This window comes from Azorhizobium oxalatiphilum (genome assembly GCF_014635325.1).
In the GTDB taxonomy this organism is placed as follows: domain Bacteria; phylum Pseudomonadota; class Alphaproteobacteria; order Rhizobiales; family Xanthobacteraceae; genus Azorhizobium; species Azorhizobium oxalatiphilum.
Window position 1 is genome coordinate 128,029 of the sequence record NZ_BMCT01000011.1, and the last position, 13,480, is coordinate 141,508.

The 13,480-nt window shown below is 67.1% G+C and carries 10 protein-coding genes; 6 read left to right on the forward strand and 4 right to left on the reverse strand.

Features of this window, described 5'->3' with window-relative positions; all coding sequences use genetic code 11:
- The first annotated feature begins 214 nt into the window (after positions 1-214).
- A complete protein-coding gene (gene ccrA / locus IEW24_RS26345) occupies positions 215-1,507 on the forward strand; it encodes a crotonyl-CoA carboxylase/reductase (RefSeq protein WP_188583889.1) in 1,293 nt (430 codons plus the stop codon).
- Positions 1,508-1,511: 4 nt separating this feature from the next.
- Here ccrA and IEW24_RS26350 read toward each other — a convergent pair whose 3' ends face one another.
- Positions 1,512-2,582, reverse strand: coding sequence for a GGDEF domain-containing protein (locus IEW24_RS26350; RefSeq protein ID WP_188583890.1), 1,071 nt, complete (start codon positions 2,580-2,582; stop codon positions 1,512-1,514).
- A 140-nt stretch (positions 2,583-2,722) separates the two neighbouring features.
- On the opposite strand from IEW24_RS26350, the gene IEW24_RS26355 reads away from it, so the two are divergent.
- From IEW24_RS26355 to IEW24_RS29035, 3 genes are all read left to right on the forward strand, one after another.
- Positions 2,723-3,949: a BaiN/RdsA family NAD(P)/FAD-dependent oxidoreductase gene (locus IEW24_RS26355; RefSeq protein ID WP_188583891.1), complete on the forward strand. Its 1,227-nt coding sequence runs from the start codon at positions 2,723-2,725 to the stop codon at positions 3,947-3,949.
- 111 nt (positions 3,950-4,060) lie between these two features.
- Positions 4,061-5,227 carry a calcium-binding protein gene (locus tag IEW24_RS29030; RefSeq protein ID WP_188583892.1) on the forward strand — a complete coding sequence of 389 codons (1,167 nt, stop codon included), beginning with the start codon at positions 4,061-4,063 and terminating at the stop codon, positions 5,225-5,227.
- A gap of 119 nt (positions 5,228-5,346) precedes the next feature.
- Positions 5,347-6,486, forward strand: a complete 1,140-nt coding sequence (locus tag IEW24_RS29035; protein WP_188583893.1) for a calcium-binding protein — start codon at positions 5,347-5,349, stop codon at positions 6,484-6,486.
- 12 nt (positions 6,487-6,498) lie between these two features.
- Here IEW24_RS29035 and IEW24_RS26370 read toward each other — a convergent pair whose 3' ends face one another.
- The 3 genes from IEW24_RS26370 to IEW24_RS26380 form a co-directional block, all read right to left on the reverse strand.
- Positions 6,499-7,665: a CobW family GTP-binding protein gene (locus IEW24_RS26370; RefSeq protein ID WP_188583894.1), complete on the reverse strand. Its 1,167-nt coding sequence runs from the start codon at positions 7,663-7,665 to the stop codon at positions 6,499-6,501.
- Positions 7,666-7,685: 20 nt separating this feature from the next.
- A complete protein-coding gene (locus IEW24_RS29040) occupies positions 7,686-9,044 on the reverse strand; it encodes a D-alanyl-D-alanine carboxypeptidase family protein (RefSeq protein ID WP_188583895.1) in 1,359 nt (452 codons plus the stop codon).
- A 396-nt stretch (positions 9,045-9,440) separates the two neighbouring features.
- Positions 9,441-11,225 carry a glucan ABC transporter ATP-binding protein/ permease gene (locus IEW24_RS26380; protein ID WP_188583896.1) on the reverse strand — a complete coding sequence of 595 codons (1,785 nt, stop codon included), beginning with the start codon at positions 11,223-11,225 and terminating at the stop codon, positions 9,441-9,443.
- Positions 11,226-11,429: 204 nt separating this feature from the next.
- Here IEW24_RS26380 and IEW24_RS26385 point away from each other — a divergent pair, with 204 nt between their 5' ends.
- Together IEW24_RS26385 and IEW24_RS26390 are read left to right on the forward strand one after the other, a co-directional pair.
- A complete protein-coding gene (locus tag IEW24_RS26385) occupies positions 11,430-12,539 on the forward strand; it encodes a DUF2157 domain-containing protein (protein WP_188583897.1) in 1,110 nt (369 codons plus the stop codon).
- A 17-nt stretch (positions 12,540-12,556) separates the two neighbouring features.
- Positions 12,557-13,465 carry a LysR family transcriptional regulator gene (locus IEW24_RS26390; RefSeq protein ID WP_188583898.1) on the forward strand — a complete coding sequence of 303 codons (909 nt, stop codon included), beginning with the start codon at positions 12,557-12,559 and terminating at the stop codon, positions 13,463-13,465.
- Positions 13,466-13,480: the final 15 nt, after the last annotated feature.

Genomic DNA, 13,480 nt, shown 5'->3' on the forward strand with positions numbered 1-13,480 from the left:
TGACGCATGGGCAGAGCGATCCTATACGATGTCAGTCATCATACAAGTTGGGGCGACGAAATGCCCTGAAACGCGGGGATGATGGGCCGTCGTCTTCGCCCAAAGAAGGCTAGTGGGACGCAAATTCTCTGCTACGCTGCAACGCGAAACAGCGTGATCGTAAACCACCGATTGTACGCACGAGACCGAATGGTCCGGCAGAGGAGAGAGACCCATGGGCCAGCCAGCCGCCGCCACCTCGCCCGTTTCCGAGCCGGTCCTCAAGGACCTGTACGAGCTGGGGGAAATCCCCCCTCTGGGCCATGTGCCCAAGCAGATGTACGCCTGGGCGATCCGCCGCGATCGGCACGGCCCGCCGGAAGAGTCCTTCCAGGTTGAGGTGGTGCCCACCTGGGAGCTGGGCGAGGCCGACGTGCTGGTGCTCGTGATGGCGGCCGGCGTGAATTACAATGGCATCTGGGCCGGCCTCGGGCAGCCCATCTCCCCCTTCGATGTCCATAAGCAGCCGTACCATATTGCCGGCTCCGATGCCTCGGGCATCGTCTGGGCGGTGGGCTCCAAGGTGAAGCGCTGGAAGGTGGGCGACGAGGTCGTCGTCCACTGCAATCAGGACGACGGCGACGACGAAGAGTGTAATGGCGGCGACCCCATGTTCTCCCCGTCCCAGCGCATCTGGGGCTATGAGACGCCGGACGGCTCGTTCGCCCAGTTCTGCCGCGTGCAGGCCCGCCAGCTCATGCCGCGCCCCAAGCATCTCACATGGGAAGAGTGCGCCTGCTACACGCTGACCATGGCGACCGCCTACCGCATGCTGTTCGGCCATGCGCCCCATGACGTGAAGCCCGGCCAGTTCGTGCTGGTGTGGGGCGCGTCCGGCGGCCTCGGCGTGTTCGGCGTGCAGCTCGCCGCCGCCTCGGGCGCCCATGTGATCGGCGTCATCTCGGACGAGACCAAGCGCGACTACGTGCTGGGGCTCGGCGCCAAGGGCGTGATCAACCGCAAGGATTTCAACTGCTGGGGCCAGATGCCCAAGGTGAATTCGCCCGAATATAACGACTGGGTGAAGGAAGCCCGCAAGTTCGGCAAGGCGATCTGGGACATCACCGGCAAGCGCGACGTGGACATGGTGTTCGAGCATCCCGGCGAGCAGACCTTCCCGGTCTCCTGCCTCGTCGCCAAGCGCGGCGGCATGGTGGTGTTCTGCGCCGGCACCACGGGCTTCAACATCACCTTTGATGCCCGCTATGTCTGGATGCGGCAGAAGCGTATCCAGGGCTCGCACTTCGCCCATCTGAAACAGGCGTCCTCGGCCAACCAGTTCATCATCGACCGCCGGGTGGACCCCTGCATGTCCGAGGTGTTCCCGTGGGAGAAGATCCCGGTGGCGCACACCATGATGTGGAAGAACCAGCACCCGCCCGGCAACATGTCCGTGCTGGTCAATGCCCCGCGCGCGGGCTTGCGCTCCTACGAGGACGTGCTGGAGGCCATCGCCGAAGGGGCGTGACCTTTCAGGCCACCGCCGGCTCGCGGGCCGTGCGGTTGCGGCCCTCGGCCTTGGCGGCATAGAGGGCGCGGTCCACGCGGTGGAGCGCGTCCTCGGGCCTGCCGGCGCCGTTCCACAGCATGACGCCCGCGCTCATGGTCAGCTTCACGCCATTGATGTTGAGGCGGGCGACAGCGTCGCGGACGCGCTCGGCGAGGTCGTGCGCGTCGGTCAGTGTGGGGCGGCCGCACAGCAGCAGGAATTCGTCGCCACCCCAGCGTCCGGCCAGATCCCCCGGTCCCAGCTGCCCGGCGATGCTTTCGGCCACCGCCTCCAGCACCCGGTCGCCCACGAGATGGCCGTTGGTGTCGTTGATGGCCTTGAAGTGGTCCACATCCATGAGGATGAGGCCGATCGACCGCAAGGCCGTCGTCTCGCCGGCGGCGACGTTGCCGAGAATGCGCTCAAGGCCGCGCCGGTTGGCGATGCCGGTGAGCGCATCGGTGAAGGCCACGCCTTCCAGGACCGCCGCATGGGCGCGGGCGTCGTCGAACGCCATGGTCGTCACCACGAACAGCGACATGGACACCAGCACCACCAGATGCACCGCATAGGCATTGATCACCAGCGAGCTGATCATATGGTCGGTGTCGGAAAACTCGCCGCGTAGCGCCATGAAGATCAGCGGGATGGTGGCGAGCACGAAGACGATGACGCCGGCCACCACCGCCTCCCATTTGCGGAACATCACGAAGGCCGCGATGTAGAGCATGGGCATCCATTGCAGGGTATTGGAGATGACGTAGAGCTGGGTGTCCGCATCGAAGGCGGTGAAGAAGGACACCATCAGGATGCAGTAGGAAGCGAAGCTCAGATACGCGAGCCATTCCGCCGCCCGGTGCCATCGCGGCAGAAGCACCATCACCCCCAGCGCCGTGCCGAGCGCGGTCAGAAGCACCGGATAGGCGACGCGGTCGATCCGCGTGATCAGCCCGGCGCGGGTCTCGAACGTCCAGAGGCAGATGACGGCAATGCAGCCGATGGCTGTCAGGATGCGGCAGATCAACTGGCGTTGACGGCCGAGCTTCTGTTCCATGCGGGCCCTTCCCAAGTACCGCCCAGATGGCAGAAATCGGCGGCGACGTCCATAAAGTAAGGCAAGCTTCCCTAACACCGAAGCGGGCAGGCGCCTTCACATGATGGACAGTGCCGCCGATTGGCGGCACAAGCCCGCCCATGATTTCCCAAGCGCCCCGCGATCCTGACACCCCCGTGGCGATCATCGGTGCCGGCCCGGCCGGACTCATGGCAGCCTCGCATCTGGCGGCGGCCGGCGTGCGGGTCCGGCTGTTCGACCGCATGCCGGCGCCGGCGCGCAAATTCCTCATGGCCGGGCGAGGTGGGCTCAACCTCACCCATTCCGAGCCGCTGGACCGCTTCCTGACGCGCTACGGCCCCGCCGCCGACCATCTCGCACCCGCCATCCACGCCTTTCCGCCCGAGGCCCTGCGGGCGTTTGTGGAGGACTTGGGCGAACCGACCTTCGTCGGTTCCAGCGGGCGGGTGTTTCCGAAGAGCTTCAAGGCCTCGCCCTTGCTGCGCGCCTGGCTGCGACGGCTGGGCGAGGCGGGCGTCACGCTGCATGCGCGCCATGACTGGACCGGCTGGACGGAGGACGGCGCGCTGTCTTTCCGCACGCCCGAGGGGACCGTCACGGTTAGGCCGCGCGCGACCTTGCTCGCGCTTGGCGGCGCGTCGTGGCCGCGCCTCGGGGCGGACGGCGGCTGGCGCGGGCTGCTGGAGGGCAGGGGGCTGACGGTCGCGCCCTTCGCACCGGCCAACATGGGCGTGCTGCTGGACTGGTCGGAGCATCTGCGCGGCCGTTTCGCCGGTGAGCCGTTGAAGCGCATCGCTCTGTCCTGCGACGGGGTGAGCGTGCGGGGCGAAGCCGTGATCACCGGAGGCGGGCTGGAAGGGGGCGCGGTCTATGCCCTCTCCCGCATCATCCGCAACGCCGTGGCGCGCGACGGAAAGGCGAAGCTCGCCATCGATCTTCGGCCTGATCTGAGCGTGGAGCAACTCGCGTCCAAGCTCCGGGCGGCGCCCGAGCGCCTCTCCTTCGCCGAACGCCTGCGCAAGGCGGCGGGCCTGTCCCCGGTGCAGGCCGGAGTGTTGCGCGATGGCATGCCGGCGCGGCCCGCCACGCCCGAAGCTCTGGCGCGGCTCATCAAGCAGGTGGAACTCACTGTGACGGACACCTGCGGTCTGGAGCGGGCCATCTCCAGCGCCGGGGGCCTGTCATGGGCCGACATGGCGCCGGACTATGGCGTGCGCGGCCAGCCGGGCCTGTTCGCCTGCGGCGAGATGCTGGATTGGGAAGCGCCCACGGGCGGCTATCTGCTGCAGGCCTGCTTCGCCACCGGACGGGCCGCAGCCGAGGGTATTCTGGACCATATCAGGTAGCCTGACAGTGTATATGTTTGCGCGAAAATAGGTTGAAATTGAAACCTTAGGTAATCGTCCTCCGCCGCATCATACTCCCGCCGCACCTATTCTCATGGCGTGGTGGAGACCATGGCGGACATCGTTGGAACACTCGATTCGGACTATCTGAACGGCACTTCTCCTACGGGTGATGTGCTCGTCGGGCGCGGCGGCAATGATTACATCGCTGCCCATCCCGGCACGGGCTCCAGCACCCTCGACGGTGGCGAGGGCAATGACACCCTGATCGGCGGCGCCGGTGACGACATCCTGCTGGGTGGCGACGGCGACGACAGGCTGATCGGCAGGGCTGGGGCGGACATTCTCGTCGGCGGGGCCGGCATAGACACCGCGGATTATTCGGGGTCGGTGGCGCCGCAGGATGGCGTCACCGTGGACCTTTCCAACGGTACGGGGACGGGCGGGGATGCCGAAGGCGATTTCCTGTCCGGTATCGAGAACATCGTCGGCACCAACGCGGCGGACGTGCTGATCGGCGATGACAATGCCAATGTGATCTCCGTCGGCGACGGCCTGTATGGCGCCGTGGACACGGTGTTCGCGGGCGGCGGCGACGACATCGTCATCATCGGCGAGGGCAGCGCCATCGCCGATGGCGGCGAAGGCTTCGATCAGGTGGTGATCTCCTTTGCCGACGAGACGCAGGGCGTGACCTTCTCCTTCGCTGATGGAGCGACGGCAAACGGCAGCACCTTCACCAACTTCGAAAGCATGGACGTGTCGGGAAGCCGGTTTTCCGACACCTTCTATGGGGATGCCGGCAGCGACACTGTCTATGCCGCCGGCGGCAACGACATCCTCTATGGCGGCGATGGCCGGGACTATCTGCGTGGCGAAGCCGGCAACGATAGCCTGTATGGCGGCAACGGCCACGACAGCCTGCGCGGCGGGTCCGGCGACGACCGGCTGGAAGGCGGCTGGGGCAACGACTTCCTGGTGGGCGGTTCCGGCTCGGACACCTTCGTGTTCGACGACCTGAACGCCAGTCGCGACCGGATCATCGACTTTGAAGCCGGCGATGACGGCGACAAGATCGAGCTGTCTCTCTACCGGCAGTCGGAGACGGGCATCCATTCCTTCGACGATTTTCTCGATCATCTGACCCAGACCGATCAGGGCCTTTATCTGGACCTGTCGGGCCACGGCGACTGGGCGATCGGCGTGATCATCGAAGGCGTGAACATCGCCGACCTGACGTCGGACAATCTGGTGCTGGCCGACGATCCCTTCGCCTGATCGCGCCTCACCGGATGCGCGGGGGGCCGGGGCGGATCATGTGACCTGATCCGCCCCGGGGCCCCGGATCCCAGCAGATCTCTTCCCAACGCATCTCTTCTCTTGCCGAGGAGGACACCATGGCCCGCATCGTCGGAACACAGGAGCCGGACTCTCTCATCGGCGCTTCACTCACGGGAGATGTGATCCTCGGGCTGGGCGGCGATGATTACCTGGCCGCCTATCCCGGCACGGGCTCCAGCACATTGGAGGGCGGCGATGGCAACGACACCCTGCAGGGCGGCGCTGGGGATGACATTCTGCGAGGCGGAGCGGGCGATGACGAACTGACCGGAGGGGCCGGGGCCGACATCATCGAAGGCGGCGACGGTATCGACACCGTCAGCTATTGGCACGCCCCGCCGCAGACCGGCGTCACGGTGAATCTGGCGACCGGCACAGCGTACGGCGGCGATGCCGAGGGCGATATCCTGTCCGGCATCGAGAACATTCGTGGCACCACGGGCGCCGATGTCCTGATCGGCGATGACAATGCCAATGAGATCTCGATTGCCTATTACGCCGGCTATGAGGTGGTGGACACCGTCTCTGCGGGCGGTGGGGACGACACCGTGTTCATCCACTACGGCAAGGCCGTTGCCGACGGCGGTGATGGCGACGACATGGTGGCCATCTCCTTTCGCGCCGGGACCGAGGGCGTGACCCTGCATTTCGACCCTGCACTGACCGAGGTGGACGGCAGCATCCTCACCAATTTCGAGAGCATACAGGCGTTCGGCACCGTGCTGACGGACACCTTCTACGGTGGCGACGGCGATGACGCCCTGAGCGGCTGGGACGGCCGGGACTATCTGCGGGGCGGTGACGGCAACGACCGGCTTTATGGCGGCAACGGCCACGACAGCCTGCGCGGCGGGGCCGGGGACGATCGGCTGGAAGGTGGCTGGGGCAACGATTATCTGGTCGGCGGTGCCGGCTCGGACTGGTTCCTCTTCAACGACCTGAATTCCAGCCGCGACCGCATCCTCGATTTCGAGGCCGGGGATGGCGGCGACAAGATCGTCCTGTCGCTCAACCGGCAGACGGACGGGGGCATCCACTCCTTCGAGGACTTCCTCGATCACCTCACCGAGACGGACGAGGGTGTCTATCTGGACCTGCATGGCCCCGAGGCGTGGCCCATCGGCGTCATCATCGAGGGCGTCAGCATCTCCGATCTGACGCCGGACAATCTCAACCTGGACAATTTCTGGGGCTGAGAGCGGGGGACTTCAGCGCCCGCCGGACAGGCCGGGTGGGGCGAGGGGATTGTCCATCAGCGCCGCCCGGTCGGGCGTGTCCACGGCGGGCACGCCGAGAAAGGCATTGAACAGGCGCTGGATCACGGACGGATCGAGATCGCGCACGATCATGACAAGGCGCGTGCGGCGGTCATCATCCGGCCATTCGGGCAGGCGGGTCGGCGGGTGCATGACGTGCTGCACTCCATGCAGCACCACCGGCTGGGACGGGTCGTCCTGCAGCTTCACGATGCCTTTCATGCGCAGCACGTTGCCGCCATGGGTGGCGCGCAGCAGCTCCAGAAACAGATCCAGCGTGGACGCGCCGATGGCCGCGTCGGTAGCCAGCGTGAAGGCCTTGATGCGGTCGTCATGCCGGTTGGGGTCCACGCCCTCTGCCCCGACGGCTTCCGCATTGGCCGCCATCTGCTCTTCGGCCAGCCAGCGGGCCACGTCCGGAATTTTCCGGGTCGGGTCGTAGAGGCCCGCCTTCAGGATGCCGGCCGCATCGGCCTCACCCTTCGCCGCATCCAGCACCGGCGCCATGGGCGCCAGACGGGCGAGCCGGGCGCGCAGGGTCACGAGGCCGGCCTGTGAGTCCGGGGTGTTGGCGAGGTCGGTCTTGGTCAGCACCACCCGGTCGGCCACCGCCGCCTGCTTCACCGCTTCCGGCTGGCTGTCGAGCGTGGCATTGCCGGTGAGCCCGTCCACCACCGTCACCACGCCGTCCAGCCGGTAGCGCATGACGAGATAGGGATGCGTCATCAGCGTGTGCAGGATGGGGGCGGGGTCGGCGAGGCCCGTGGTCTCGATGAGCACGCGGGAAAAGCGCGGGATGCGGTTGTTGTCCAGCCCGCGCAGCAGGTCTTCCAGCGCCGCCACCAGATCACCGCGCACGGTGCAGCAGACGCAGCCGCTCGCCAGCAGCACCACGCCCTCTTCCACCTCACGCACGAACAGATGGTCGAGGCCGATCTCGCCGAACTCGTTGATGAGCACGGCGGTATCCGCCAGCCCCGGATCGGCCAGCAGGTGGTTGAGCAGCGTGGTTTTGCCCGCGCCGAGGAAGCCCGTGAGCACGGTGACGGGGATGGGCTCGGGTGGCCCGCGCCGCTTCGGGGCGGCGGGGGCAGGCGCTTGCGCGGGTTGCTCGGTCAAGTTGGGGCCTTCGCGACCGCTCAGTTGCCGGCGCGCGCGGGTGCGTCGTCAGACGCAGGCTTGGCGGCAGCGGTCTTGGGCTTGGGTGTGTAGAGGCTGTTGGGATTGTTCACAGCCGATGACTTCTCGCCCGCAGGCTTTGCAGCGGATGGCTTCGGAGCGGGCTTGGGGGCCGGCTTCGGTGCGTCCTTGGCATCGCCGGTGGAGGCCTGCTTGGCCTTCTTGTCGGCGGGCTTGGACGCGACAGGCTTGGCGGGCTTCTTGGGCTCTTCCGGATAGGCGGTTTCCAGCGGCAGCGGCGCGCCACGGGGGCCGATGAAGACTTCCACCGGAGGCATGGAGGGCGGCAGGGTCTGCAGCAGGGCCGCACCGGGGTTCTTGCCGGAGAAGCCGGCCGCGGCAGCTGCCTGCGTGGCGTAGGAAGAGGCCGTGCCGCCATTGCCGAAGATGGCGTCGTCCTCATTCTCGGCGGCCAGCTGGCCGCGCTTGCCGCCGCAGATATAGGGCTTCATGTCGGTGGGCTCGCCGCCGGTGTCGGCGATGCTGGCAAGCGTCGGGGCCGCCGAGCCGAAGATGGACCAGGACGGCTGGAACCCCTTCTCGAACAGCATGGCGGCCTGCTCGGTGCGGGTCACGGCCGAGGGGGCGCCGAGGATGACGGCGATGAGGCGCTTGTTGCCGCGCGTGGCGGTGGCCACCAGATTGAAGCCCGAGGAGCAGATGAAGCCGGTCTTCATGCCGTCCGCGCCGGGATAGCGGTCGATCAGGCGGTTGTAGTTCCGGTACACCGTCTTGCCGAGCTTCATGGCCGGGATGCGGAACAGGGTTTCCTGCTCCGGGAAATGATAGATCAGCGCGCGGGCCAGCATCGCCATGTCACGGGCGGTGGTATACTGCTCCGGGTCCGGCAGGCCGTTGGGATTGTTGTAGTGGGTGCCGTGCATGCCCAGGCGCTGGGCCATGACGTTCATTTCGTCGGAGAACGCCGGCACACTGCCGGCCACGCCCTCGGCGATGACCACGGCCATGTCGTTGGCCGACTTCACCATGAGCATGCGCAGGGCATTCTCCAGCGTCACCTGCGTGCCGGCCTTGAAGCCCATCTTGCTGGGCTGCTGCGCGGCGGCGAGCGGGGAGACGGTGAGGAGGGTGTCGAAGGTCATCCGGCCTTCCTTCACCGCGTCGAGCGCCACATAGACGGTCATCAGCTTGGTGATGGAGGCGGGATACCAGGGCTTGCCGGCATCCTGCTGTTCGAGCACGCGGCCGGTATCGGCTTCCACCAGCAGCACGGGGGCGGCGGAAGCGGCGGTCGCGGTGAGGCAGGCCACGGCGGCCGGCAGCAGAAGGCGGCGCGTAAGATCGCGCGAGGACGACATGGCAGCCGCTAAACGGGCGGAAAGGCTGAACAGGCCGGACAATGCGGGCTCCCTCAGGCGCGCGCCGCTGGCCAGAGGGCCGGCTTGAAGCGCACGCGTCGTGAACGCGGCACAGGCGGCGACCGGGAGGGAACGCTCTGCATGTGACCGAAAAGGACGCCCCCCGGCGACGCTGGTGTTTTCCTTAGCCTTTTTCGACCCTTGGGAAAAGGCGCTAGCTTGCCTCAGGCCCGCTTGCGCATGATCACTTTTGCCGCGCTTCCGCTTGCGAATGCCGGGTCTCGCGGTAGGTTCCTGCCGCTAAGATGTTGATGCGAAACCGTTTCCAATTTTCCCGCAACCGGCATTCCGCGCTGGAGAAGCGTGCCGAAGGGTTAATGATATGCGGTATCTTGGTCAGGTCTCCACCAGCGGCTTATCCACTGTTTCGCTCGGCGCGAGGAACTGGGCACGGGCCAGCTGGGCGAAGCGCCCACCGAGCCGTACCAGTTCGTCGAATGTGCCGGCCTCGATGATGCGGCCCTGCTCGAACACAAGAATGCGATCCGCATCCTTCACGGTGGCGAGGCGGTGGGCGATCACGAAAGTGGTGCGGCCCTTCATTACCTCGTCCAGCGCCGCCTGCACCTTCTGTTCGGTGGAGGCGTCCAGCGCGCTGGTGGCCTCGTCGAGGATCAGGATGGGCGGATCCTTCAGCAGAGCGCGGGCGATGGACAGGCGCTGGCGCTCGCCGCCGGAAAGCGAGCGGCCGCGCTCGCCCACCATGGCCTTCAGGCCCATGGGATTGCGCTCCACCAGCTCCCACGCCTGCGCCCGCTCCAGCGCGAGCTTCAGCTCGGCTTCCGTGGCGTCCGGCTTTCCGACCCGGAGATTGTCCTCGATGGTGCGGTTGAACAGCATGGCCTCCTGAAACACCACGCCGATCTGGTGGCGCAGGGAGGCGAGCGTGACGTCGCGGATGTCGGTGTTGTCGATGCGCACCGCGCCCGACTGCGGGTCGAAGACGCGATGCAGCAGCGTCAGGGCCGTGGATTTGCCCGCGCCCGTGGAGCCCACCAGCGCGATGGTTTCGCCCGGCGCGGCGTGGAACGACACGTCCGCCAGCGCGCTGCGCTTGCCGTCATAGGAGAAGGAGACGGTCTCGAAGCGCACATCGCCCTTCACGTCCGCGAGCGTCTTCGCGCCCGGCCGGTCGCGTACCTGCCCCACCGTATCCAGCACCTCGAAGAACTGGGCGAGGCCCGGCGCCGACATGACGAGGCGGTTGATGAAGCCCACCGTGCTGTCGAGCTTGCCGATGAGCATGGTGGCGAAACCCACATAGGTGACGATGTCGCCGATGGCCGCCAGCCCGTGGATATAGAGCCACGTGCCGATGAGCAGGATGGCAAGGATGGTCAGGGTGGTCGCCGCCCGTGTCGCCATGGACACCAGGGCCCACCACGACAGCACCGGGATCTGCGCCGCCAGCACCTGCCCGGCGGTGTCCTTCAGCCCGCGCACCTCGGCTTCGATGCGGGTGTAGCTCTGCACGAGGGCGACGTTGCCCAGTGCATCCGTGGCGTGCTCGGCCAGACTGGCGTGGTGCTCCTCCACCTCGCGCTGGAGCGCCTCCGTGCGGCGCATGACATAGCCGGTGACGAAGCCGAACACGGCCATCAGCACCACCAGCACAAGGCCGAGGCGCCAGTTGATCCAGATGCCCACCGGCACCAGCACGATCAGCGAGACGATGGCCGCGCAGTCCTCGCGGAAGAAGGACAGCCACATGCCCCACAGGGCATCCGTGCCCTGAAGCATGATCTTCAGCAGGCGGCCGGAATGGGTCTCGCCATGGAAGGAGAGGGGGAGCTGGAGCACATGCTCGAAATATTCGGTCAGCACGCCCAGCCGGCGACGATGGGCGAGGCGATCCGCATGCAGCGAGACGAGCACGCCGGCCACGATATTGAACAGGCCGAAGGCGACCCAGCCGCCCAGCAGGGGCGCCAGCTCGCCATACTCCGGCAGGCGGCCGCTACCCTGTGAGCCAGCCAACGCATCGATGATGCGGCCGAACAGGATAGGCTCGGCGAACTGCGCCAGCGCGAGGGCAAGATTGCCCACCGCCAGCGCGATGCCGACCTTTGCCTGCGGGCCGAGCAGCGCGAGGGCGCGGGCATAGATGGCGAGGAGGTTCATGCCGTCTCCGGGGCCTTAAGCGCGCGGCAGCCGGGGACGCCGCCGATGGACGTGTCCAGCAAGCCGCATCGCCGGGAGCATGGCAAGAGCTTGTGATGCGGTATCCTCCGGCCGCGCGCATGGTCGGCCTTGATGCGGTCCACGTCATTGCGCATGAAGGATAAAACGCGGCTCAAGCAGCCCACGCGCCAGCCCGGAGACGTCATGAGCGACCCGCACCCTTCCTCGCCGCCTTCCGGGGCCAAGCGCATCCTGATCAGCCTTGATGATCTCGATGCGGCGGTCGTGGCGGGGGTGATCGGCCGACCGCAGGCCGATGCGCTCTGGGCCTATCTCGGCGGGCGGCCGGCCTTCGCGCCGAATGGTCTGGAGACGCCGCGCTTCAGCTTCGGCCACACGCTCTATTATTTCGGCGGCCTGCTGGCCATTGCCGCCATGACCCTGTTCATGACCCTCAGCTGGGACGTGCTGGGGCCATGGGGCATCGCGGTGCTGGCCGTGCTCTATGCCATCGCCTGCTGGATCGCGGCTGAAACGCTGCTGAAGCGCGGCCTTTCCATTCCTGCCGGGCTGCTGGGGGCGCTGGCGGTCTGTCTGGTGCCGCTGGCGACCTGGGCCATCCAGCACGCGCTGGGGCTCTGGCCGGAATTGTCCGGCGGGGTCTCGGGTGCCCGCTACAGCCAGTATCACCAATGGGTGGATGCCCGCTGGCTGACGCTGGAGGTGACGACGCTCATCATCGGCGGGCTGATGCTCTGGCGTCTGCCCTTGCCCTTCATGGTCATGCCGCTGGCCGTCACGCTCTGGTACATGAGTATGGATTTCGCCCGCGTCGGGCAGGGGCAGGACGTGTGGGACTGGGATTGGGACCATGCCCGCCATGTGTCGCTGCTGTTCGGCATCGGCATGTGCGTGGTGGCCGGCGGGCTCGACATCTACCGGCGGCGGCGCGGCACGGCGGATTTCTCCACCTGGCTCTATCTCTTCGGCGGCATCGCCGCCTGGACGGGGCTGACCTTCAGCGGCGCCGGCAACGAGTTCGGGCGTCTGGGCTATGCGTTGCTCAATGCCGGTCTGGTGCTGTTCGGCGCGGCCATCGGGCGGCGCATCTTCACCGTGCTGGGCGCGTTCGGGATCGCCACCTATCTCGGCTATCTGGCGTTCGATCTGTTCCAGGACAGCCTCCTGTTCCCGTTGGCCCTCAGCCTGCTCGGGCTCGGCATCGTGGCCATCGGCATCTGGTGGCAGCGGCACGAGGAGGCCATCCATCGCCGCCTGTCCGCTATCCTGCCCTCCGTTTCGCGGGGCGCCTGAGCCATGGAGCGGCGGTGATGGAGCGTCTTGGCCCGGAACGCATGTTCGTGGCGGTGCTGGACAGCGGCAGCTTCGCCGCCGCCGCCGAGCGGCTCGGCACCAGCAGCGGGCAGGCGTCCAAGCTTGTCTCCAAGCTGGAGGCGGACGTGGGCGTGCAGCTCATCAAGCGCACCACCCGCGCGCTGGCGGCCACCGAGGTGGGGCAGGCCTATTACGAGCGCCTGAAGCAGCTCATCGACGAGTTCGACGCGCTGGATGCCTCCGTGCGCAACGCCTCAGGCGCCCCTGCCGGCCGGCTGCGCCTCACCGCGCCGAAATCCTTCGGCACCATCCAGCTCGCGCCGCTGCTGATCGACTTCGCCCGTGCCTTTCCCGACATCCAGCTCGACGTGAACTTCACCGACCGGGTGGTGAACGTGGTGGACGAGGGGTTCGATGCCGCCATCCGCATCGGCAAGCCCGGCGACAGCAGCCTGATCGCCCGAAGGCTGTGCGATGCCCGCATCGTTCTGGTGGCGGCGAAGGCCTATCTGGAGGCGCGCGGCACGCCGCAGAGCCCCGCCGACCTGCTGGCGCATGACTGCATCATCGACACCAATTTCCGCGATCCCTTCAACTGGCAGTTCGGCATGGGGGAGGCGGCCACGAGCGTGCAGGTGACGGGTCGCATCCGTTTCTCCGACGGCGAAGCCTGCCTTGCGGCGGCGGAAGCGGGGCTCGGCGTCGCCCGCCTGCCCAGCTTCATCGCCGGCCCCCGCCTGAAGGCGGGCGCGCTGGTGCCGCTCCTCCGCACGCAGGAGCATGAACGTCATGCGGTCTATGCCCTCTATCCGCCGGGCCGGCATCTCGCCCTGAAAGTGCGGGCGCTGGTGGATTTCCTCGCGACCTGCTTCCGGGGCACGCCGGAGTGGGACAAGGGCTGGTAGGGTCTATTTCTTCCA

Excerpts from the sequence above, each read along its gene's own strand:
- IEW24_RS26390 (WP_188583898.1), top strand. The coding sequence starts at position 12,557 with ATGGAGCGTCTTGGCCCGGAACGCATGTTCGTGGCGGTGCTGGACAGC.
- ccrA (WP_188583889.1), top strand. The coding sequence starts at position 215 with ATGGGCCAGCCAGCCGCCGCCACCTCGCCCGTTTCCGAGCCGGTCCTC.
- IEW24_RS29030 (WP_188583892.1), top strand. The coding sequence starts at position 4,061 with ATGGCGGACATCGTTGGAACACTCGATTCGGACTATCTGAACGGCACT.
- IEW24_RS26355 (WP_188583891.1), top strand. The coding sequence starts at position 2,723 with ATGATTTCCCAAGCGCCCCGCGATCCTGACACCCCCGTGGCGATCATC.
- IEW24_RS26350 (WP_188583890.1), bottom strand. The coding sequence starts at position 2,582 with ATGGAACAGAAGCTCGGCCGTCAACGCCAGTTGATCTGCCGCATCCTG.
- IEW24_RS29035 (WP_188583893.1), top strand. The coding sequence starts at position 5,347 with ATGGCCCGCATCGTCGGAACACAGGAGCCGGACTCTCTCATCGGCGCT.
- IEW24_RS29040 (WP_188583895.1), bottom strand. The coding sequence starts at position 9,044 with ATGTCGTCCTCGCGCGATCTTACGCGCCGCCTTCTGCTGCCGGCCGCC.
- IEW24_RS26380 (WP_188583896.1), bottom strand. The coding sequence starts at position 11,225 with ATGAACCTCCTCGCCATCTATGCCCGCGCCCTCGCGCTGCTCGGCCCG.
- IEW24_RS26385 (WP_188583897.1), top strand. The coding sequence starts at position 11,430 with ATGAGCGACCCGCACCCTTCCTCGCCGCCTTCCGGGGCCAAGCGCATC.